This is a genomic window from Rhizobium sp. F40D2, from assembly GCF_051810745.2.
Lineage (GTDB): Bacteria > Pseudomonadota > Alphaproteobacteria > Rhizobiales > Rhizobiaceae > Rhizobium.
In genome coordinates this window covers 656629-676791 of record NZ_JBPWQX020000002.1, presented here as the reverse complement: position 1 = coordinate 676791, position 20163 = coordinate 656629, and the positions used below count along the sequence as shown (strand labels likewise).

The window sequence follows — 20163 nt, the reverse complement described above, 5'->3', positions numbered from 1 at the left end:
CTCGCCAACGTTGAAAAGCGGGCGATTTCGCCCGCTTTCGGGGTAAACGTTCAAGGCGCGATGATCGGCTGTGCCTTCAGATCAGGCTCGGCCACGTCGGCGCCGGCAAACAGGCTACCATGTTCGAACCAGGATTTGGGAGCCGGTGCGCCCCAAAGTGTCTGGCGCTGCGGATCCTTGAGGTCCCACTTGATCGGCTCCAGGTCGGGATCGACCGTCTGGTAGTCCGAGCAGTAGATCTCGATGCGGTGGCCGTCGGGATCGAGGATGTAGAGGAAGAAGGCGTTGGAGATGCCGTGGCGGCCGGGGCCGCGCTCGATGTTGGAGACCCAGCCGGTGGTCGCCATCAGATCCAGCAGGTCGATGATGTTGAGGGGCGTCGGCACCCAGAAGGCGGTGTGGTGCAGGCGCGGGCCGCGGCCGTTGGTGAAGGCGATGTCGTGCACGCCGCCCTTGCGGTGCGTCCAGGCGGCCCAGAGACGGCCGGTCTCGGCATCCTCGGTATATTCGGCGACGCGGAAGCCGAGCTCGTTATAGAAGGCGACACTTTCATCGACATTGGGCGAGAAGCAGTTGAAGTGGTCGATGCGCAGCGGCTTGACGCCCTTGTAGAGCGCATATTTCTGGTGGATCGGCGGCAGGCGGTCCATCTTCGAATAGAATTCGAGCGGAATGCCGTGGGGATCGCGGGTGCGGAAGGTGCGCGCCTGATAGGGGCGCTCGACCCATTCGACCGGCAGGCCCTTGTCCCTGAAGAAGTGGGCGGCCTTCTCGAGATCCTCGTCGCCGAAGACCTTGAAACCAAGGTCGCGGGCTTCGGCCTTGCCGGATTTCTTCAGCACGATGCAGTGATGGCCGCGTTCTTCGAGCGCCCTGAGATAGATGGTATCGGCGGTCTCATCCGTCACCTGCAGGCCGAGCGTGTCGACATAGAAGGCGCGGGACTTGGCGAGATCGGTAACGCCGAGTTCGACATGGCTGAGACGCACGATGTTGAAGGGCGGATAGAGATTGGGTGTCGGCAGGGGCATGGGTTCCTCCTCTTTATCAGTGCGGTCGGCTCAGCCGCCGAGTTTCTGGATGGCGTGCGGCTTGGTGGCGAAGGCGACGTTCTTGGTTTCCATGTAGAAATCGAAGGACCAGTCGCCGCCGTCGCGGCCGATACCGGAATTCTTGACGCCGCCGAAAGGCGTCGGCAGGTGGCGGACGTTTTCCGAGTTCACCCAGATCATGCCGGCATCGAGATGGTCGGTGAAACGGAAGGCGCGGGTGACGTCGGAGGTCCAAAGATAGCCGGTGAGCCCGTACTGGACGTCGTTGGCAAGAGCGAGCGCGTCGGCTTCGTCCTTGAAGGGGATGGCTGTCAGCACCGGCCCGAAGATTTCCTCCTGGGCGATGCGCATCGTGTTGTCGGCGCCGGTAAAGAGAGTAGGGGAGACATAGCAGCCGCCGCCCGGACCATCGAATTTCTCTCCGCCGGCGGCAAGCGTTGCGCCTTCGGAGCGGCCGATCGCGATATATTCCAGCACCTTCTTTTCGTGCACGGGGTGGATGAGCGGGCCGATGACCGTCTCGGGATCGAGGGGGTGGCCGACCTTGATGCGTCTTGCCTTTTCGGCGACGAGGGCGGTGAACCTGTCATAGACGCTGTCTTCGACCAGCAGGCGCGAGGACGAGGTGCAGCGCTCGCCGTTCAGTGAGTAGATCATGAAGACGGCGGCATCGGCGGCACGCTCGATATCGGCATCGGCAAAGACGACGACCGGGTTCTTGCCGCCAAGTTCGAAATGCACCCGCTTCAGCGTGTCAGCGCCCTGTTTCATGATCATCGAGCCGGTGCGGCTCTCGCCGACGAAGCCGATCGCCTTGATCAGCGGATGTTCGGTCAGCGCCTTGCCGGCGTCCTCGCCGAAGCCGTTGACGAGGTTCCACACACCCTTGGGCAGGCCGGCCTCTTCGGCGATTTCGACGAGCAGGCGGGCCGTCAGCGGCGAGAATTCGGCCGGCTTGTGGACGATGGTGCAGCCGGCGGCAAGGGCGGGCGCGATCTTCCAAGTCGACAGCATGAAGGGCGTGTTCCACGGCGTGATGATGCCGACCGGGCCGATCGGCACACGCGTCGTCAGGTTCACCTGACCGTCGGCGCGCAGCGCCTTGCCGTCACGGGCCTCCGGCGCGCGATCTGCGAAGAAGCGGAAATTTTCCGCACCGCGCAGCGCCGCCTTCGCCATGAACTTCAGCGACTGGCCGGTGTCCATGCATTCGACGAAGGCGATCTCTTCGGCGCGCGCGACGATCGCGTCGGCTATTCTGTGCAGGAGCTTCTTGCGCGCATCGCCCGGCATGGCGGCCCATTCGCCAAAGGCTGATTTGGCGGCCCTGACCGCGCGGTCGATATCGGCGGCATTGCCGCGGGCGACGCTGGCGAGCGGCTTCAGATCGACCGGCGAGAGTGTCTCGAAGGTCGCGCCGTCACCGCCTCCCACATCCTCGCCGCCGATGCGGTTGAGGACGCCGCGCTCCTTGAAGCGGGCAAGGTAGGTTTCCGCCTTCGCGATGTTTTCCTGCAGTTTGGACATCGTCTATTTCCTTTGGTGTTCTGTCGTCCCGCGAAGGGAGGTGTCACTTGCCGCGAAGCCGCGGATGGATGGCGTTCTTCTTCCAGCTCAGCTCCGCATCGATCTCGCGGATCTCCAGCGACAGCGCAAAATGCGGCGTCTCGAAGAGCGGGCCGAGGACGCCCGCTGCCGCCGCAAAGATCGCTTCACCGGTGCGCTTCTTCTCCTCAGCCGTGCGGCCCTTGCCGATGCGGAAGTTCAGATCGACGAAAGCGTTTTCCGGGAGCCGGTCGGCAATCGCATAGTGATCGGCGCAAAGGGCACGTACGCGCACCGCGCCGAGTTCGAAAAGGCCCGTCTCCAGCACGGTCTTCAGCAGCGTCTCGCAGAGCGCGCCGATGTCGGCCCGGCCATCGAGATTAGCCGAATATTCGATGGTGAGATGTGGCATCGATCCTCCCGATCCGTATTTACTTAACACGTTAATAAATTTGCCGTGGATGTCAAGCGCCGATATCGAGCTTTCTTGCGAGCTCCAGACTTTCGGCGACATAGCGCGACAGGCGCTCGCCGGCGTTTGGGATTTCGGGCCGCTCGGCAAGCCAGCCGATATAGGTGAGGCTCCTCAGCACCATGAACAACGGCAGGCTTTGCAGCGCCGCATCGGAAAGACCGCGCCGACTGCGATAACCTGCGATCAAGGCGTTCTCGATGTCGGCATAGGCAGGCTCCTGGCGGTTCTTGAGCAGGGCCGTGGCGAGATCGAACAGGCGGAAGCCATATCCCGCATCGTCGAAGTCGATAAAGGCGACACGATCTTCATTTCCCGTCAGGAAGATGTTTTCGCGGACGAGATCGGCATGGATCAGGCCATAGTCGAGGCCGTGTATCTGCGCATCGGCGAGGCGATGCAGCAAGTCGTCGCGCAGCACCGAGAGCGCCGAGGTCTCATCGTCTGAAATCCCCGGGCAATCCCAGAAGCGGCCCCAGAGGGGTTTTTCTCCGAGCAGGCCTTCAGCGTCCCATGCCGGGCGACGGAAATCTGCCGGCAGAGCCCACGCGTCGGCAAGATCATGCATGGTCGCCATGGCGTGGCCGATGCGAAAGAAGATATCGGCCTGTGTTTCGGACGATTGCGACAGCGGGGTTCCGCTATGCCCGAGCGCCGCGCCGTCGATCCAGCTTACGACGTCGGCATATTGCTCGGGAAACCGGCCGCTCTCGGGGAGGCAAATGAGGTTTTTCCCGTTTCCGGTCGGCACGGGGCTCGGCACACTGAGGCCGCCAAGCCGTAGTGCTGCCATGAGATCCAGTTCCGAGCGCAGGCTCGTCGCGTCATGATAGCCCGGCCGATGCAGCCGCAGGGCGGCGGATTGTCCATCGGCAAGGGTGATGCGGAAGACGGCGTTTTCCCGGTATTTCAGCAGAACGGGTTCGTCCGCAAGAGCCGCCCAGTGGCCGAGCCCTTCCAGCGCCCGTTCCTGCAGCCCATCCCGGATGGTTTGCGGCAGTTGATCGCCCATATCTGCCTCACAGGCCCGACAGCACGTCGTCGAAGACCGACAACATCAGATCGGCATTTTCCAGCGAGAAGGGCATCGGCGGCCGGATCTTCGTGGCGCATTGGTGGAGGCCGATCTTGCCCATCAGCACGCCGCGTTCGCGCATTTCGTTGACGATCCGGCTTGCCTCAGCGGTGGCCGGTTCCTTCGTCGCCCGGTGCAGCACGAATTCCATACCCATGAAAAGGCCGCTGCCGCGCACGTCGCCGATGATCGCATGTTTTTGCGCGAGCCGCTTGAAGGCGTCGCGCGCATATTCGCCGACGTCGCGGGCGTTCTCGACGAGCTTCTCATCCTCGATCACGTCGAGGACCGCCATGGCCGCGGCGCAGGAGACCGGATTGCCGCCGAAGGTATTGAAATAGCGGAAGGCCTTGCGGAAGGCGTTCACCACATCGGCATTGGCAACGACGCCGCCGACGGGATGGCCGTTCGCCATCGGCTTGCCGAGCGTCACGATGTCGGGAACGATGCCGGCGCGCTGATGGCCCCACATATGCGAGCCGGTGCGGCCGAATCCCGGCTGCACTTCGTCGGTGATGATGAGGCCGCCGGCCTTGCGCACTGAAGCCACCGTCTTGTCCAGGAAGCCCGGCGGCAGATCCGGAAAGCCTTCATTGGCAAAGAACGGATCGATGATCAGTGCGGAAAACCCATGCGGGCTTTCCTGCAGCGAGGCGATCGCCGCCTCGACTTCGGCCGCGAAGGCCTCAGCAAAAGCCTCGCCGCTTTCACCCCCGAGCGGCCGGTAGCTGTCGGGCGCCGGCACGTGCCTGACATGGCCGCCGAAGCCGCCGACCGGCGGCATGCGGGTCGAGAGCTGCGACACGGCAGCGGTATTGCCGTGATAGGTATGGTTGGTGGCGATCACGCCGGTCTTGCCGGTCACGGCCTGGGCCATGCGCAATGCCACGTCGTTCGCCTCGCTGCCGGTACAGGTGAGGATCGCCGCGTTAAGGCTCCTGTCGAAAGTTGCGGTCAGGCGTTCGACATAATCGAGAATGCCCTCGTGCAGATAACGCGTGTGCGTATTGAGCGTCGAAGCCTGCCGGGTGATCGCCTCGACCACGCGCGGATGACAATGGCCGACATGCGGCACATTGTTGTAACAATCGAGATATCGCCGGCCTTCGGCATCCCAGAGCCAGACGCCTTCGCCGCGCACCAGATGGACCGGGTCGTCATAGAAAAGCGACATATTGTGGCCGAGAAGCCGCTCGCGGCGCGCGATAAGGGCTGCGTGATCGGCCATGATCATGCTCCCGCCGCGGCTAGGCCGGCGTCGAGCGCCGTCAGGATCGTCTGCACATCCCCCGCCGTGACGATCAGCGGCGGCGACATAATGACGTTGGCGCCGGAGGTACGCACGAGCGCGCCGGCGTCAAAGGCGGCATCCTGCACTTTCTGCAGGACGTCCTTCGATGCCGCGCTCTTCTTCTTCCGATCGCTGACGAGTTCGAGCGCACACATCAGGCCCTTGCCGCGCACGTCGCCGATCAGCTCATGTTTGTCCTGCAGCTTCCTCAGGCCGGCAATCAGTTCTTCTCCGCGAGCCGCAGCATTGTCGGCGACGTTCAGCCGCTTTGTTTCCTTGAGCGTCGCAAGGGCGGCAGCCGCGCCGGCCGGATGGCCGGAATAGGTGTAGCCGTGGCCGATGCTGCCGAATGCGCCCTTGCTGCTTTCGAAGACCTCCGCCACCTTGTCGGCGATCATGACGGCGCCGAATGGGAAATAGCCGTTGGTGATTGCCTTGGCGGTCGACATCAGATCCGGCTTGACGTCCCACAGGCGCGACCCTGTCCAGGCGCCGGTCCGGCCGAAGGCGGTGATCACCTCGTCGGCGATCAGCAGGATGCCGTGACGGTCGCAGATCTCGCGCATCAGCGGCAGGAAGGTCTCATGGGGAACGATGACGCCGCCGGCGCCGAGCACCGGTTCGACGATCAGGGCGGCGATGGTATCAGCACCCTGGAAAGCGATCTCATCCTCGAAGAGCCGGCCGATGGCGGCAGCGATCTCCGCACCGTCATTGGTGCCGAACGGATTACGATACGAGAATGGCGCCGGCAGATGGATGACGCCCGGAAGCAGCGGCTCGTAATTGCGGCGGAAATTCTGGTTGCCGTTGACGGAGGCGCCGCCGAAATGCGTGCCGTGATACCCCTTCTTAAGCGCAACGAATTTGGTGCGCTCCGGCTGCCCGGCGATCTTGTGGTATTGCCGGGCAAGCCGCAGACAGGTCTCGACCGAATCCGAGCCGCCCGAGGTGAAAAAGGAGCGGCTCAATCCATCCGGCCTGAACCATTCGGCAAGCTCGTAGGACAGCTCGATCAGCGGTGAGTTCGTCGTGCCGCGGAATGTCGAATAATAGGGCAGCTCGTCGAGCTGGTCGCGGATCGCCTTCTTCACCGGCTCGCAGGAATAGCCGAGATTGACGTTCCACAGGCCGCCCACCGCATCCAGCACCTTCTTTCCCTGAATGTCGACGATTTCGACGCCTTCGCCCGCAGTGATGATGCGCGGCGGCTGAGCCTGCATTTCGGCCGGATGGGCCATCGGGTGCCACATGTGGCGGGCGTTGTTTTCGATTATGAAGTTGGTTTCACGCATCTCAATTCCTCTCGGGTTCAGAGGCCCAGCATCGCAAGTGCGCGGGCATAACTTTCGGCAGGGCTGGTGACGTCGAAATGCACATGCGGCAATCCGACGGCTTCGGCGCCTTCAATGTTCTTCTTCTGGTCGTCGACGAAAACGCAGGCTTCGCGCGGCAGCCCTAGCTCGGAAAGCACCTGCTCATAGGCGCGCGGATCGGGTTTGAGGATCTTGGTGTAGGTGGCGTCGACGATGATGTCGAAGAGCTCGATCAGCGGGAAGCGCTTGCGGAATTCGGCTCCGTAAAAAAGGTCGAGTTCGTTCGACAGGATCGCAAGCTTCAAGCCTGCCTCCTTGGCCCGCAGGATGGCGTCGCGGGCTTCCGGCCGCAGCACCAGCTCGGGTTCGGCGCCGCGGGCGCGGCGCACGAAGGTCTGCATGTCGCCCCAGCTCTCGCCGACCTTTCGGCCGACCTCGCCGGCCCGCGTCAACCAGTAATCGCGCTCGGTGATCTCGCGATTCTGCATCGCCACCCAGAGCGGGTCGGTCGCCGTGTCGAACGGCCCGAGCCAAGTGAGCGAGCCTTTGGGAAGGCCGAGCGTGCGCTCGGTGATCTCATGCGTCTCGAACAGGGTGCGGGTGACCACGCCGCCGAAATCGAGAATGAGGGCGCGTTCGCTTGTCATGGCCGTCCTTCCGGAATGATGCCTTCGGCCACCCATGTGTCGAAAACGGCAAGGGCTGCGGCCGAAAAAGAGGGAGCATTGATGTGAGCGTCGACCTCCTGGAAGGTGACGGACGCAGGCACGGCGCGGCGCATCTCGTCGAGGAAGGCGGCGAGGCCTTCTGGATCATGCAGCGGCTCGTCCGGCTTGTCCCATTCCTGCAGCCCTTCGGTCGGCAGCAGGAAGGCGACCTTGGCGTCGGCCTGCGCCAGTTTCTGCCCGATCAGCCGGGCGACTTCCCGCCGACCTTCAGGCGATGTCGTCACCGATCCAATCAACCTGTTATGGGCATGGTACGGACGGTCGACGAAAATTTCAGGCAGCGTCTGCCATGCCTGGAGATCGACCATGTCGATGGCGCCTGGTGCGACGATCTGCGGAATGCCGGCGCGGCCGGCATTTTCGAGCCTGTCTGGGCCCGAGGTTACCACCGTGCCGTAATAGTGATTGCTGACCTCCTGCATGCAGAAGTCGAAGACGGCGGCAAAGCCTGACTGCGCGGCGATGGCTTCGAAGGCGCGGCCGCCCATGCCGGTGGAATGGAAGACGGCGACGTCATAGCCGCGCTTTTCCAGTTCGGGCCGCAGATGCTTCATGTATTTCAGGCAGGAGGAGCCGAGCGAGGTCATGCCGATCAACGGACGGGCCCGATCGGGTTTGGTTCCGTGCCTGGCGGCGCCGACGACGGCGCCGCAGGCCTGCGATAGCACCGAACGGCAGATGCTGTTGAGGCCGTAGAGGCCGCCGGCCCAGAGGATCATCATCAGGTCGGGCGCGATGCGTTCGGGCGGGATCAGGTGGGAATAGGCGATGGTCGAAACCACGAATTTCGGCACGCCGAGCGGCAGGACGGCGGCGACGTCGAGGGCCAGATCCGTGCCCATCGAGCCGCCGAGCACGATGATGCCGTCGACGAGCCCGTCCTTGTATAGCCGGAGGGTCAGCGCCGCCGCACCCTGGGCCATCGCCGCCATGGCGCTGTTTTCATCGCCTCTTTCTGTAATGGCCGCAATCGAGGTGGCAGCGGCCTTGGCGATGTCGTGCTTGGAATAGTCGGGAACATAGGGCGGGTCGCCGAGAATGCTGACATCGACCATAACAGGCCGGCCGCCAGCTTGCGCGATGACGGACGCCATGAATTGCAGTTCGTCGCATTTGGTGTCACCGGTTCCGATGACGAGGATCCTTGGCAGGGGAGCCGCAGGGCTCATCAATCTCTCCTCCTGATGTTTGGACTGGTTCCCGTGAGCCTTTCCGACCCGTAGTATTTTTCTGAAATTCCATCGGCGGCGACGATGGCCTGCGCGCCGAATTCGTGAATGGCCGTCTTCGTCGTGCGCGAGAGCGGGGCGGCGATCGCCACGCAGCCGACCGGCCGTCCATCCGGCGCGCGCACCGGTGCCGCGGCACTGATGACGCCGGCTTCGAAACCCTGATGGCTGATCGAAAAGCCGCGCGCGGCCGTCTCGTCGAGCAGTCCGCGGATCAGCTTGGGATCGACGACGGTATTGTCGGTGAATTTTTCGAGCGGCTTTTGCAGCGCTGCGTCGATCTCCTTGGGCGGGCAGAAGGCGAGGAAGGCAAGCCCGGATGCGGTGGCGTGAAAGGGCAGGACGCTGCCGACATCGACGGTGATGCGGTGCGCCCGCGGCGGATCTTCCACATGAATGGTCGACAGCCTACCGCCGGAGAATTCCGAGAGATGCACCGTCTCTGCCGATGATTCGGCAAGCGTCTTGATGAAGGGAACGGCGACCCGCAGAAACGGATAGCGGGCCTCGCGGATGCGGGCGAGCCGAACCGGCGCCGATCCGATCCGGTAGCGGCGGCTATCGGCATCCTGCTCGACGAAACCGTGTTTTTCCAGTTCCACCAGAAAGCGTCGTGCCGTCGCCTTGTCGAGCGAACACAGGCGGGCGATGTCCGTCAGACCTACATCCTTGTCCAGCCGTGACAGGGTATCCAGCAATGAAAGCGCCTTTCCGATCGTGCTCATCGTTCTTCCTCTTGGGGTGGGTTCATGTCCCGGATTGTCGCATCCGGTTTTACGCCAGCCGCCAAATCAGCCCGCAAACCCGGTACCGCGGCACGATAGCAGCGACCCAAGATACTTAACATGCGAATTAACTTGACAGAGGCCGGCAATGTTTGCAAGTCTATATTTGAAGCTGAGGTTCAAATATTGAACCATAAGCGCTGACGGCGGCAAAATCAACAAAAGCCAAAAACACCGTTTGTCAGTCCGGTTCTGGTGGAGGTCGCTTGCGCACATCGCAGCGATGATCGGATGTTCTTAAACAAGGGGAACGAAGGCAGATGAATACGCAAAATTCGCAAGGCCCGGCTGAGAACCAGCTGCGCAAGAACAGTCTCGGCGTCGGCGCCGTGACCTTCCTGGTGGTTTCGGCCGCCGCACCGCTGACGGCGGTTGCCGGCGGCGTGCCGCTGTCGATGATGCTCGGCAACGGAGCGGGCATTCCGCTGACCTTCCTGCTGGTGACCGGCATTCTCCTGCTGTTTGCCGTCGGCTACGTCGCCATGGCGCGTCATATTCGCAATGCCGGCGCCTTCTATGCCTATACGGCCCAAGGGCTCGGCGGCCTCATGGGCGGGGCGGCGGCGCTGATCGCAATCCTCGCCTATAACGCCATGCAGGTCGGCGTTCTCGGCCTCTTCGGCGCGGCGACCAGGGGCTTTTTCGCCGAGCAGCTCGGCCTCGATCTTCCCTGGTGGGTCTGGAGCTATGTCGGCATCGCCTTCGTCGCCGTTTTCGGCTATCGCCGGGTCGATCTCTCGGCCAAGGTGCTGATGGTGCTCGTCATTCTCGAATATCTCGTCGTCCTCGTCATCGACGCTGCGATCTTCGCCAAGGGTGGCGACAGCGGCCTATCCGCCGCACCCTTCACGCCCACCGCCTTCTGGAGCGGAACGCCGGCGATCGGCATCCTGTTCTGCTTTGCCGCCTTCATTGGCTTCGAGGCGACCACCATCTACAGCGAGGAAGCCCGTGAGCCGCACAAGACCGTGCCCCGCGCCACCTATATTTCCGTGCTGATCATCGGCCTCTTCTACATGCTGACATCATGGCTGATGGTAAATGGCGCAGGCGCCGACAAGCTCGTTCCCGAGCTGCAGGGGCTCGCCGATCCCACGACCTTCCTCTTCGGTCTCGCCGAGCGCTATGTCGGCCACTGGATCACCGTCGTGATGAGTGTGCTTTTCATCACCAGCCTGTTTGCCGGCGTGCTTGCCTTCCACAACGGTGTCGCCCGCTACATGTATGTCGCCGGCCGCGAAGGCCTGCTGCCGAAGTCCGTTGGCGTGACGCATCCGGTTTTCCAGAGCCCGCATGTCGGCTCGATCATCCAGACCGTCATTGCCGTGCTCGTGATCGCGCTCTTTGCAGCGACGGGTCAGGATCCGGTGCTGGCGCTCTTCTCCTGGCTCACCAATGTCGCGACGCTCGCCATCATTCTGCTGATGGCGTTCACGGCCTTCTCGATCGTCGTCTTCTTCAGCCGCAATCCGGGGCTTGAGCAGAATGTGCTGGCCGTCAAGGTGCTGCCTGTCGTCACCGGGCTGATCCTGCTGGCGCTGGTCTATTACATCTCGGCGAATTTCGGCGCGATTGCCGGGGCCAACGGCGTGCTCGGCGTGTTCCTGCCGGGTCTCGTTCTGATTGCCGGGATCATCGGATTGCTCGCTGCGGCTCGCCTGAAGTCGGCGGATGCCATCGGCTTTGCCCGGCTGGGCGCCGGGCAGGAAGCCTGACACGAACCCTATCAACGGTGGCGGAACATATATCCGCCACCCTTTTCGTGAGAGCTGATATGCAGGACAAGATCGATCATTTGCGAACACTGCCCGTTCCCTCCCAATCGCTGTTCATCGACGGAGCGTGGCGACCGGCGGTGGACGGCGGCGCGATGGATGTCATTTCGCCGATCGACGGCGTGAGGCTGACGACGATCGCCGATGCCGGCGCCGAAGATGTCGACCAGGCGGTCAAGGCGGCGCAGCGCGCCTTCGAAAAAGGCAGCTGGTCGCGGGCGGCACCGGCCGAACGCAAGAAGGTGCTGCTGACGATCGCCGAGCTGATCGAGAAGAACGCGCTCGAACTCGCCGTGCTCGGCGTGCGCGACAACGGCACGGAAATCTCCATGGCGCTGAAGGCCGAGCCGGGAAGCGCCGCCGGCACCTTCCGCTACTATGCCGAGGCGATCGACAAGGTCTATGGCGAGATTGCTCCGACGGCCGATAATATTCTCGGTCTCGTTCACCGGGAGCCCGTCGGCGTCGTCGCCGCCATCGTGCCGTGGAATTTCCCGATGATGATTGGCGCCTGGAAGATTGCGCCGGCACTGGCGGCCGGCAATTCGGTGGTGCTGAAACCCGCCGAGGGCGCGTCGCTGACGCTGTTGAGGCTCGCCGAACTTTGCGCCGAGGCGGGATTGCCGGACGGCGTGCTCAACGTCGTCACCGGGCGCGGCGCCGTCAGCGGCGAAGCACTCGCGCTGCACATGGATATCGATGTGCTCGCCTTCACCGGTTCCGGTCCGGTCGGGCGCCGGCTGCTGGAATATTCGGCGCGCTCCAACCTGAAGCGCGTCTATCTCGAACTCGGCGGCAAATCCCCGAACATCGTCTTTGCCGATGCGCCGGATCTCGATCAGGCCGCCAAGATCTCGGCCTACGGCATCTTCCGCAACTCCGGCCAGGTCTGCGTCGCAGGCTCCCGCCTGCTTGTGGAAAAATCGATCCACGCTGAATTTTCGGAAAAAGTCGCCGGCATCGCCGCCGCCATGAGGGTCGGAGACCCGCTGCAGCTTTCCACCGAGGCCGGTGCGATCTCAAGCGAGATCCAGCTGCAGAAAGACCTCGGCCATGTCGCAGACGCTCTGTCTGAAGGTGCTTTGCTGCGCACCGGCGGCGCCCGCATCCTGGAGGAGACCGGCGGCTATTACATGCGGCCGGCAGTCTTCGACGTGACGCCATCGATGACGCTTGCCCGCGAGGAGGTCTTCGGGCCGATCCTGTCGATCATTCCGTTCGAGACGGAGGCAGAAGCCCTGCAGATCGCCAACGCCACGGAATACGGCCTTGCGTCTGCCGTCTGGACCTCGAACCTTTCGCGCGCCCACCGAATGGTGCGCGGCATCCGCGCCGGCGTCGTGCACGTCAACACCTATGGCGGCGCCGACAACAGCGTGCCGCTCGGGGGCGTTAAGCAATCGGGCAACGGCCACGACAAATCGCTGCATGCGCTCGACAAATATGTCGATCTGAAAACCGCGTGGATCCAGCTCTGAGGGAACTTCCTGCGCGCCGACGGGAAGATTTTCGTCGGTGAACACACTACAAAGAATGCCGTCCGAAGACGGCATCCTTTGTAGTCGTTTGTGCCGTGTCGAAGGGAGGCTGACCGCCTATCCGCCGAAGCTCCCGGCCTGTGTCGGGACATGCACATAATTCCGGTCGAAGTAGAGCAGCGCGTGCCCGTCCACGCGGCTGCGGATATCGATGACCTCGCCGATGAAGATATTATGCGTGCCGACGAGGCGGACTTCGATCAGGCGGCAATCGAAAGAGACGATGGCATCGCTGAGCGCCTGGCTGCCGGAGCGGAACTCGATCCATTCGGCGGCGGCGTAACGCTCGTCCATATCGGCCCGCTGGCCGGCGAAATAGCCGGCGAGATCCTTGTGCTCCTGTGTCAGCACGTTGACGCAGAAGCGCCGGTTTTCGAAAAACAGGTCCGTCTGCGCCGAACGGCTGTTCATGCAGACCAGCAGCGTCGGCGGTTCGTCGGTGACGCTGCACATGGCGGTGGCGGTGAACCCGCCGCGCCCGGCAGGTCCGTTGGTGGTGATGACGTTGACCGGCGCGCAGACCCTGGCCATCGCATTGCGGAACTCGGTTTTCGAGACTTGCTCCTCCATGGCCCTGTCCTCATTCGGCCGCGTTGCGGACGGCGGATATCTCATCGAGCGGCGGCAGCCAGGTATCGCCGGTCCAGCCGGTTTCGTCGTAGTCGCTCATGCATTGGTCGACGAGCGCTTCCATCTCCTTCAGCCGACCGCCGCGCTCGGCGCCCTTCAGCACCTGCAGCCGGACTTCCTCGGGCGCGCCGGCATAGTTGAGTTCGTAGAGCGCGTGACGCCCGCCGAATTCGGTGCCGGTCGCATCCCAAAGCAGTTTCATGATCTTGATGCGCTCGATATGGCCCATGTCGTTGGAGCCGCGCACATATTGGGCAAGATAGCGGTCGATCTCGGGATTGCCGAAATCCTTCGTCGAGGAAGGGAGATAGATCAGCCCCGAGGCCACGACCTTGCGCACCGTCTCGATGACGCGCGGATAGGCCTCCGACATGAAGGTGCGGTAGGAAAGCGCTGCCTCCATATTGGGTAGCACGGCGCCGTTTGCCCATGGCTGCGGATTGTGGGCCATGGCGTTGGAAAAGGACCAGAACATGTGCCGCAGCGCAATGACCTCGCCGAGTGCTGCCTGATTGCCGCGGAAGGCGTCGCCGCCGGTGGCGCGCAGCGCCTTGGCCAGCAGCCCCGCCATAAAGTCAAGCTTGACGGCAAAGCGCGTGCAGCCCTGGAAGCAATAGCCGTGCATGAAGCCGGAGGCCGGATGGAAGGACAGGATCTTGGCCGCATCGCGCAGAACCAGCACGTCCTCCCAGGGGACGAAGACGTTGTCGAGCACGAGGATCGCATCGTTCTCGTCAAAGCGCGACGACAAGGGATAGTCGAAGGGCTGGCCGACGGTATTGGCGGTCTGCTCGTAGGAGACACGGCAGAACATCTTGATCCCCGGCGCATTCATCGGGACGATGAACATAACCGAGAGCGAGGGATCTTCCGTCACCGTCGCCGAGCTCTGGGCAAGGAAGTTGTAATGCGTCAGCGCCGACGAGGTGGCGACCACCTTGGCACCCGAGACGTAGATGCCGGCATCCGTTTCCTTGGTGATGTGAACGAAGACATCCTTGACGGCATCGGCCGGCTTGTGCCGGTCGATCGGCGGATTGACGATCGCATGGTTCATGAACAGCGCTGCTTCCTGGGCGCGTTTGTGCCAGGCAAGTGCATTGTCCTTGAACGGTCCATACCAGTCGGCATTGGCGCCGAGAGTGTTCATCAGCGCCGCCTTGTAGTCGGCGGTGCGGCCCATCCAGCCATAGGACATGCGGGCCCAATCGGCGATGGCGCCTTGCTGGGCGACGAGCTCAGCCGAGGATTTCGCCACCCGGAAATATTTATGGGTATAGCCGCCATTGCCGGTATCGGTCGGCGACGTCAGCCGATCTTTGGTCTTTTCGTCATGCAGCGCATCATACATCCGCGCGATCGAGCGCGCCGAATTGCGCATGGAGGGATGTGTGGTGACATCGGCGATGCGTTCGCCATTGATATAGACCTCGCGCCCGTCGCGCAGGCTGGCGAGATATTCGGCGCCGGTAAACGGACGGGTCTTGTCGCTGCGGTGATCTTCAGCTCGCATGTCAGGTTCCTCCCTTGGAATATTGTCAGAATCTAAAACGGGAGCCGCAGACAAACCATGGACAAAGAAGGGAATTCGCTGGTACTTTTTCCGGTATGGCGACACGAGGCGACGTTCCGAATTTTTTCGTCTATGGCGAGCCGAGCCGCTCGCTCGACGTGGGATTTCTGCACGTCGAAACGGTCATGAAACGAAAAACCCTGCATTTCGGCCATGTTTCGCCGCACAAACATCCGCTGATGGGCCAGATCACCTATTGGTTTCAAGGCAGCGGGACCTATCGGATCGAAGAGGAGACTTGGAATTTTTCCGCCCCCGCCGTAAGCTTCGTGCCGAGCAATGTCGTGCATGGTTTCGATGTCGACGAAGAGTCCGACGCCATCGTCGTGTCGGTCTCCGATGACATGCTGAAGGCGATGGTGCCGCAGGTCGCGCTCAATCTCGATCTCCCGATCTTCCTGACCGGTCAGCCTGCAGATCCGGTATGGACCAGGCTCAAAACACTCCTCGACATGGCCGCCGAGGATTATCGCGATCGGGGCGCGGACGGCGAACAGGTGCTCAGCGGCCTGATATCGGTCGTGCTGTCGCTGATGGGCCGCATCGGCGGCCGGATGGCCTTGCCGTCGACCTCGCCGACGGTCTCGCTCGGCCTGGCGCTACGTCGTCTCGTCGATCTCCACTACAGAAAGGATTGGCCCGTCGGCGCCTATGTCAATCTGCTTGCGACCACACCGCATCTGCTCGACAAGGCCGCCCGCGAAGTCTTCGGATTATCGGTCAAGGAATTGCTGCTGGAGCGGCGCCTGCTGGAGGCCAAACGCCTGCTGATGTTCACCGTCCGCTCGGTGGAAGACATCGCACGCGAAATCGGATTCGAGGATCCAGCCTATTTCTCCCGCTTCTTCCGCAAACGCACCGGCGAGGCGCCGGCCGCCTGGCGCCGGCGGCATTCGCAGGCGATATTGTGACAAGCGACAGAACACTGTCGCTATCGATTACCGAAGAAAAATCAAAGCCATCCCGACGACAACGAGAGCAGCACCGGCCCAGGCGCCGCCGGCTGGGCGTTCGCCGGTCTTCAACCACAGCAGCGGCAGAATGATCGCAGGTGAGGTTGTCGACAATGTCGAGACGATACCGACCTAACCGCCGGCGAGCGCAAAGAGCAGGAGTGTCATGCCAATGACGAGGGCTGTGATGCCGGTCAGGGCGGTCAATGCCGCGACCTTGAAGGTGAGCGGTCCTTTCGGTTTGAGCGACTGGACAGGCAACTGGATCAGGATGCTCAGGCAAAGGGCCGCCATGCGCCGCGATTAGACCGGTGAAGGCCCAGCACGTTGCCGCTCTGAGCGCGGCAAGTTCATGAATTGGCATCGTGCTTCCATCCTCAATGCATGTCGCCCGAAAATGTGCAGCTGTTTCGGGCGACATGCATAAAACACAAGGACCAAAGCGCGGCGCATGCAGCAAGTTTGATGCGACGCGCTTTGGAATCCGGGCGCGGAGCGTTTAAACTTGATCGAAGAGCAACTGTCGAGGGCTGCTCGAAGCGACGCCACGGATGGCTCCTCAGCCACCGTTATCGACAGGACATCACGCAATATTTGTCAGTATTCTCTAACTGACGGCATGGCCGGCCAAGCCATAAACCGCCGGTTCGCCGTTCTTCCTATTCAGGAAGCGCCGCCCCTTGGACATGGTCGTCACGGTTTCCGAGACGGCCAGGCGACTTTGTTGAAGGAACTCGGCGAACAGGCCCTTCTCCCGCGTATCGACGCGCGCGAACCGACCTGCCAAATCCTTGAGGTGCACGGCTGCGAGATGGATCGCGTCCTGATCGTTGCTCGCCACGATCGGACCGACGACATGACCGCGTCCGAACTCGCGACACATGGAATAGCCGACGATTTCGTCGCCCCGCCGGAGTGTGCAAATGGCGGCACCCTCCGCAAGCAAAGCAAGCAATTTGCCGCGATCGGTGCCGAAAGCGCGCGCATCGAGAGCGTTGATCTCCTCGACATTGTCATTTGACAATTCGTGCAACTGCCCGTTCAGCTCCGGCAGGGGAGGGAGCTTGGGCGCGACATCTCCCTGGTATTGATAGACAATCGCTTCCTTGGTGAAGCCGAGCGAAACATAGAGTCTGTAAGCCGCATGGGTTGAATTCAGGCTCAGATCGCGGTCGCCGCACTGCTCGAACACCTGTTCCATCAGCCATCGGCCGGTCCCTTGCGCCTGCGTGCGCGGCGATGTGATCACCAGCCCGATCGTGGCGAAGTCATCCCCATGCGGAAACCACATCGCGCTTCCGAACACGCGTCCGATCCCATCGACGGCGACGATGCCAAGCCCAGCACGCCGCAGGATATCCCAGTCCTTCGGCCGGTGCGGCCAGCCGACGCCGATCGATAATGCGTGAAGCAGGCTGACATCGACACTGTTGATATCCTGCGCAATCAATTCGAACGATTTCAGCCGCACTGATTTTTGCATTTTCGGGTATCCGCTCCGTTCGCCAGATCACCAGACTCCCCTGGAGGTAGACAGCGTCTTTGATCCTGCGCCGATTGCAACCAAGTCACAATATCGCACACCAAGGCCGGCAGGATTGGCTTGTTCGCCGCAACAATTCGAAATCTTCAGCTGAACCGAGGCCCCACTCAGCAGGCAAAACTCCTGCCGTTGCTTAGGCTAGTTAGCATCTCGCCCACTCCAAAGGCAACTTGGTCACCCATGAACGTCATAGATATTCTCGCGAGGCTGATCGCGTTCCCTTCCGTTGTCGGAACGCCGAATGGCGCGATTGCCGACTGGATAGGCGACTATTGCCGAAAGGCGGGAGCAGAGGTGACGGTCCATCCCGGCCCGGAAGGTGACCGATACAATCTTTTCGCGACTATGGGACCGAGGGAAAGCCGAGGTTACATTCTGTCCGGGCACATGGATGTCGTGCCGGCCGGCGAACGGGAATGGAGTTCGAATCCTTTCGTCCTGCGCGCTGCGGCAGACAGGCTTTACGGACGCGGCGCCACCGATATGAAAGGTTTTCTCGCCTGCGCGCTCGCCGCATTGCCGACGCTTGCCGCCATGAACCTACGGCGGCCGATCCACCTTGCCTTCTCCTATGACGAGGAAGCAGGCAGCCGCGGCGTGCCGCATCTGATCGCAGCACTGCCGAAGCTGTGCAATGCGCCGCTCGGTGCAATCATCGGCGAACCGAGCCGGATGCAGGCGGTGCGGGGGCATAAGGGCAAGGCAGCCGTCCGGCTTGAAGTGATCGGGCGATCAGGTCACTCCTCGCGCCCCGATCTCGGACTAAACGCTATTCATGCCATGGCCAATCTGATCACAAAGGTCGCCGAATACGGCAACTCCCTGACGAGCGGGCCTTTCCACCATGATTTCGCGCCTCCCTATTCGTCATTGCAGGTTGGCGTCATTGCCGGCGGCCAGTCGGTCAACATCATTCCGGATCGCTGCACCGCCGATATCGAGGTTCGCGCCGTGCCGGGTATCTCGCCGTCATCGCTGCTCGAGCCGGTAAAGGCCAGGCTCGCTGCCCTCAGGGACCAGGGATTCGAGGTCGGCTGGCATGAGCTGAGCGCTTACCCCGGACTTGCGCTCCCCGAAGACAGCGGACTCGCAGCGCTGCTGAAGGGATTGACGGGGCAGGAGCCGCTGACCGCCGTGAGCTACGGCACGGAGGCCGGGCTTTATCAGCAAGCCGGCATCGAATCCATTATCTGCGGACCAGGGGATATCGCCCGTGCGCACCGGCCCGACGAGTATATCGAAGTTGGCGAGCTCGCCGCATGCCAGACGATGATCGAGAAGCTCGGCGCCTCCCTTGCCGAAGGCTGAAAGAAGGCGATTTTCCATGGCGTTTCTCTTCAACTCCGATGCCACGCGCGGCGCGACGTTCCAGGAGGCTTTTGCCCGCGCGCTTCCGGATCTGGAGTTCGTCGGGCAGGGCCAACCGGTGGATCCGGACAAGGTGCGCTATCTCCTGACCTGGACCGTCCCCGGCGACATCTCGCGCTACCGCAACTTGGAAGTCTTGTTTTGTATCGGCGCCGGCGTCGATCAGCTCAAACAAGACAGCCTGCCGGACCATGTCGCGCTCGTCCGTATGGTCGAGGACGGCATTATCCGGATGATGCAGGAATACGTCACGCTTGGCGTCCTGACGCTCCACCGGGAGATGCTCGCCTACCGGGAGCTGCAGAAACAGTCGGCCTGGCAGCCGCTGGCCGCACCGCAGGCTGCCCGGCGCAGAATAGGCTTTCTCGGCCTCGGCATCCTGGCGCAGGCGGCAATCGAGCGCTTGAAGCCATTCCAATTTCCCCTCGCAGGCTGGAGCCGCAGCAAAAAACAAATCGATGGCGTCACCTGCCATCATGGGCCGGATGGACTTGCCGATTTTCTGGCCGAGACGGACATTCTGGTCTGCCTGCTGCCGCTGACCGATGAGACGCGCGGCATTCTCAATGCCGAACTCTTCTCTCAGCTGCCGGCCGGTGCCAGGCTGCTGCATGTGGGCCGCGGGGCGCATCTCGACCAGACGGCGCTGATCGAGGCGCTCGATAGCGGTCGTCTTGCCGCCGCAATGCTCGACGTCACCGATCCCGAGCCGCTGCCGGCAGACCATCCGCTCTGGCAACATCCAAAAGTGGCGATCACGCCGCACATCGCCTCCGTTACCCAGCCGGAAACGGCGGCGCACTCGGTCATCGAAAACATCAGGCGCCACCGCGCCGGCGAAACACTGATCGGCCTGGTCGATCGGACACGTGGTTATTAAACGAGGAAAAAGAAATGTCGCTTCTGCTGACCATCGACACCGATCCGAACTTTACGCCAAAGCAGGCCGTGCCGGACGCGGAACGGCTGATTTCAGGCAATCCGGCCTACAAGACCTGGGCACAGGATGCCTCAAAAGGCGAAAAGGTGCTCACCGGCATCTGGGAAGCGACGCCCGGCGAGCACCATTCCATCAAGGGCACGGTCTACGAATTCTGCCACATCATTTCCGGTGTCGTTGAGATCGACGAAAAAGACGGCGAGACAAAGACGTATCGCGCCGGCGACAGTTTCGTGATGAAGCCTGGTTTTGTCGGCGTCTGGCGCACCATCGAAACCGTGCGCAAGATCTACGTCTGTGTTTACGACTGAGAAGCCGCCGCGTCGCATGGTTCATGCGACGCGCTTTTG

General features: G+C 62.3%; 18 protein-coding genes and 1 pseudogene. 6 read left to right on the top strand and 13 right to left on the bottom strand.

Going from position 1 to position 20163, the window contains the following annotated elements; all coding sequences use genetic code 11:
* Positions 1-50: 50 nt before the first annotated feature.
* Genes hpaD through ACS4RS_RS27840 form a run of 9 tightly spaced genes read right to left on the bottom strand, consistent with a single transcriptional unit; the run spans position 51 to position 9433 of the window.
* Positions 51-1031: a 3,4-dihydroxyphenylacetate 2,3-dioxygenase gene (gene hpaD / locus ACS4RS_RS27880; RefSeq protein ID WP_439013244.1), complete on the bottom strand. Its 981-nt coding sequence runs from the start codon at positions 1029-1031 to the stop codon at positions 51-53.
* A 30-nt stretch (positions 1032-1061) separates the two neighbouring features.
* Positions 1062-2579 carry a 5-carboxymethyl-2-hydroxymuconate semialdehyde dehydrogenase gene (gene hpaE, locus ACS4RS_RS27875; protein ID WP_439013243.1) on the bottom strand — a complete coding sequence of 506 codons (1518 nt, stop codon included), beginning with the start codon at positions 2577-2579 and terminating at the stop codon, positions 1062-1064.
* A gap of 43 nt (positions 2580-2622) precedes the next feature.
* Entirely contained in the window at positions 2623-3009 is a 387-nt protein-coding gene (locus ACS4RS_RS27870; RefSeq protein ID WP_439013242.1) for a 5-carboxymethyl-2-hydroxymuconate Delta-isomerase, read from the bottom strand.
* A 52-nt stretch (positions 3010-3061) separates the two neighbouring features.
* On the bottom strand, positions 3062-4081 hold the full coding sequence (locus tag ACS4RS_RS27865) for a phosphotransferase (protein ID WP_439013241.1): 1020 nt from the start codon (positions 4079-4081) through the stop codon (positions 3062-3064).
* 7 nt (positions 4082-4088) lie between these two features.
* Complete coding sequence (locus ACS4RS_RS27860) at positions 4089-5372, bottom strand: aminotransferase class III-fold pyridoxal phosphate-dependent enzyme (protein WP_439013240.1); 1284 nt, start codon at positions 5370-5372, stop codon at positions 4089-4091.
* A 2-nt stretch (positions 5373-5374) separates the two neighbouring features.
* Positions 5375-6730: an aspartate aminotransferase family protein gene (locus ACS4RS_RS27855; protein ID WP_439013239.1), complete on the bottom strand. Its 1356-nt coding sequence runs from the start codon at positions 6728-6730 to the stop codon at positions 5375-5377.
* Positions 6731-6747: 17 nt separating this feature from the next.
* Complete coding sequence (locus tag ACS4RS_RS27850; protein ID WP_449314053.1) at positions 6748-7398, bottom strand: HAD family hydrolase; 651 nt, start codon at positions 7396-7398, stop codon at positions 6748-6750.
* Positions 7395-8648, bottom strand: a complete 1254-nt coding sequence (locus ACS4RS_RS27845; protein ID WP_439013238.1) for a Tm-1-like ATP-binding domain-containing protein — start codon at positions 8646-8648, stop codon at positions 7395-7397. Before ACS4RS_RS27845 ends, ACS4RS_RS27850 begins: the two co-directional genes overlap by 4 nt.
* Positions 8648-9433 (bottom strand): IclR family transcriptional regulator domain-containing protein, encoded by a 786-nt coding sequence (locus tag ACS4RS_RS27840; protein WP_439013237.1) that lies wholly within the window; start codon positions 9431-9433, stop codon positions 8648-8650. Before ACS4RS_RS27840 ends, ACS4RS_RS27845 begins: the two co-directional genes overlap by 1 nt.
* Positions 9434-9753: 320 nt before the next feature.
* On the opposite strand from ACS4RS_RS27840, the gene ACS4RS_RS27835 reads away from it, so the two are divergent.
* Positions 9754-11208, top strand: a complete 1455-nt coding sequence (locus ACS4RS_RS27835) for an amino acid permease (protein ID WP_439013236.1) — start codon at positions 9754-9756, stop codon at positions 11206-11208.
* 59 nt (positions 11209-11267) lie between these two features.
* The gene (locus tag ACS4RS_RS27830; protein ID WP_439013235.1) at positions 11268-12746 is read left to right on the top strand and encodes an aldehyde dehydrogenase; all 1479 of its coding nucleotides are present in this window, start codon (positions 11268-11270) and stop codon (positions 12744-12746) included.
* Positions 12747-12863: 117 nt separating this feature from the next.
* On the opposite strand, the gene ACS4RS_RS27825 is transcribed toward ACS4RS_RS27830, so the two are convergent.
* Together ACS4RS_RS27825 and ACS4RS_RS27820 are read right to left on the bottom strand one after the other, a co-directional pair.
* A complete protein-coding gene (locus ACS4RS_RS27825; protein WP_439013234.1) occupies positions 12864-13376 on the bottom strand; it encodes a flavin reductase in 513 nt (170 codons plus the stop codon).
* Between the two features lie 10 nt (positions 13377-13386).
* Complete coding sequence (locus tag ACS4RS_RS27820; RefSeq protein WP_439013233.1) at positions 13387-14949, bottom strand: 4-hydroxyphenylacetate 3-hydroxylase N-terminal domain-containing protein; 1563 nt, start codon at positions 14947-14949, stop codon at positions 13387-13389.
* Positions 14950-15044: 95 nt separating this feature from the next.
* On the opposite strand from ACS4RS_RS27820, the gene ACS4RS_RS27815 reads away from it, so the two are divergent.
* Positions 15045-15920, top strand: coding sequence for a helix-turn-helix domain-containing protein (locus ACS4RS_RS27815; protein ID WP_439013232.1), 876 nt, complete (start codon positions 15045-15047; stop codon positions 15918-15920).
* A gap of 27 nt (positions 15921-15947) precedes the next feature.
* On the opposite strand, the pseudogene ACS4RS_RS27810 reads toward ACS4RS_RS27815, so the two are convergent.
* Positions 15948-16256 (bottom strand): annotated as a pseudogene (locus ACS4RS_RS27810) (EamA family transporter); the annotation flags it as partial.
* Between the two features lie 313 nt (positions 16257-16569).
* Positions 16570-17445: a GNAT family N-acetyltransferase gene (locus ACS4RS_RS27805; RefSeq protein ID WP_439013231.1), complete on the bottom strand. Its 876-nt coding sequence runs from the start codon at positions 17443-17445 to the stop codon at positions 16570-16572.
* Positions 17446-17685: 240 nt separating this feature from the next.
* Between ACS4RS_RS27805 and argE the strand changes: the two genes are divergently transcribed.
* The 3 genes from argE to ACS4RS_RS27790 are packed head-to-tail and all read left to right on the top strand — an operon-like array spanning position 17686 to position 20124.
* On the top strand, positions 17686-18813 hold the full coding sequence (gene argE, locus ACS4RS_RS27800; protein WP_439013230.1) for an acetylornithine deacetylase: 1128 nt from the start codon (positions 17686-17688) through the stop codon (positions 18811-18813).
* 16 nt (positions 18814-18829) lie between these two features.
* Positions 18830-19753, top strand: a complete 924-nt coding sequence (locus tag ACS4RS_RS27795; protein WP_439013229.1) for an NAD(P)-dependent oxidoreductase — start codon at positions 18830-18832, stop codon at positions 19751-19753.
* 14 nt (positions 19754-19767) lie between these two features.
* Positions 19768-20124: a cupin domain-containing protein gene (locus tag ACS4RS_RS27790; protein WP_003591738.1), complete on the top strand. Its 357-nt coding sequence runs from the start codon at positions 19768-19770 to the stop codon at positions 20122-20124.
* Positions 20125-20163: the final 39 nt, after the last annotated feature.

Coding starts and splice junctions, on each gene's coding strand:
- hpaD (WP_439013244.1), bottom strand. CDS start 1,031: ATGCCCCTGCCGACACCCAATCTCTATCCGCCCTTCAACATCGTGCGT.
- hpaE (WP_439013243.1), bottom strand. CDS start 2,579: ATGTCCAAACTGCAGGAAAACATCGCGAAGGCGGAAACCTACCTTGCC.
- ACS4RS_RS27870 (WP_439013242.1), bottom strand. CDS start 3,009: ATGCCACATCTCACCATCGAATATTCGGCTAATCTCGATGGCCGGGCC.
- ACS4RS_RS27865 (WP_439013241.1), bottom strand. CDS start 4,081: ATGGGCGATCAACTGCCGCAAACCATCCGGGATGGGCTGCAGGAACGG.
- ACS4RS_RS27860 (WP_439013240.1), bottom strand. CDS start 5,372: ATGGCCGATCACGCAGCCCTTATCGCGCGCCGCGAGCGGCTTCTCGGC.
- ACS4RS_RS27855 (WP_439013239.1), bottom strand. CDS start 6,730: ATGCGTGAAACCAACTTCATAATCGAAAACAACGCCCGCCACATGTGG.
- ACS4RS_RS27850 (WP_449314053.1), bottom strand. CDS start 7,398: ATGACAAGCGAACGCGCCCTCATTCTCGATTTCGGCGGCGTGGTCACC.
- ACS4RS_RS27845 (WP_439013238.1), bottom strand. CDS start 8,648: ATGAGCCCTGCGGCTCCCCTGCCAAGGATCCTCGTCATCGGAACCGGT.
- ACS4RS_RS27840 (WP_439013237.1), bottom strand. CDS start 9,433: ATGAGCACGATCGGAAAGGCGCTTTCATTGCTGGATACCCTGTCACGG.
- ACS4RS_RS27835 (WP_439013236.1), top strand. CDS start 9,754: ATGAATACGCAAAATTCGCAAGGCCCGGCTGAGAACCAGCTGCGCAAG.
- ACS4RS_RS27830 (WP_439013235.1), top strand. CDS start 11,268: ATGCAGGACAAGATCGATCATTTGCGAACACTGCCCGTTCCCTCCCAA.
- ACS4RS_RS27825 (WP_439013234.1), bottom strand. CDS start 13,376: ATGGAGGAGCAAGTCTCGAAAACCGAGTTCCGCAATGCGATGGCCAGG.
- ACS4RS_RS27820 (WP_439013233.1), bottom strand. CDS start 14,949: ATGCGAGCTGAAGATCACCGCAGCGACAAGACCCGTCCGTTTACCGGC.
- ACS4RS_RS27815 (WP_439013232.1), top strand. CDS start 15,045: ATGGCGACACGAGGCGACGTTCCGAATTTTTTCGTCTATGGCGAGCCG.
- ACS4RS_RS27805 (WP_439013231.1), bottom strand. CDS start 17,445: ATGCAAAAATCAGTGCGGCTGAAATCGTTCGAATTGATTGCGCAGGAT.
- argE (WP_439013230.1), top strand. CDS start 17,686: ATGAACGTCATAGATATTCTCGCGAGGCTGATCGCGTTCCCTTCCGTT.
- ACS4RS_RS27795 (WP_439013229.1), top strand. CDS start 18,830: ATGGCGTTTCTCTTCAACTCCGATGCCACGCGCGGCGCGACGTTCCAG.
- ACS4RS_RS27790 (WP_003591738.1), top strand. CDS start 19,768: ATGTCGCTTCTGCTGACCATCGACACCGATCCGAACTTTACGCCAAAG.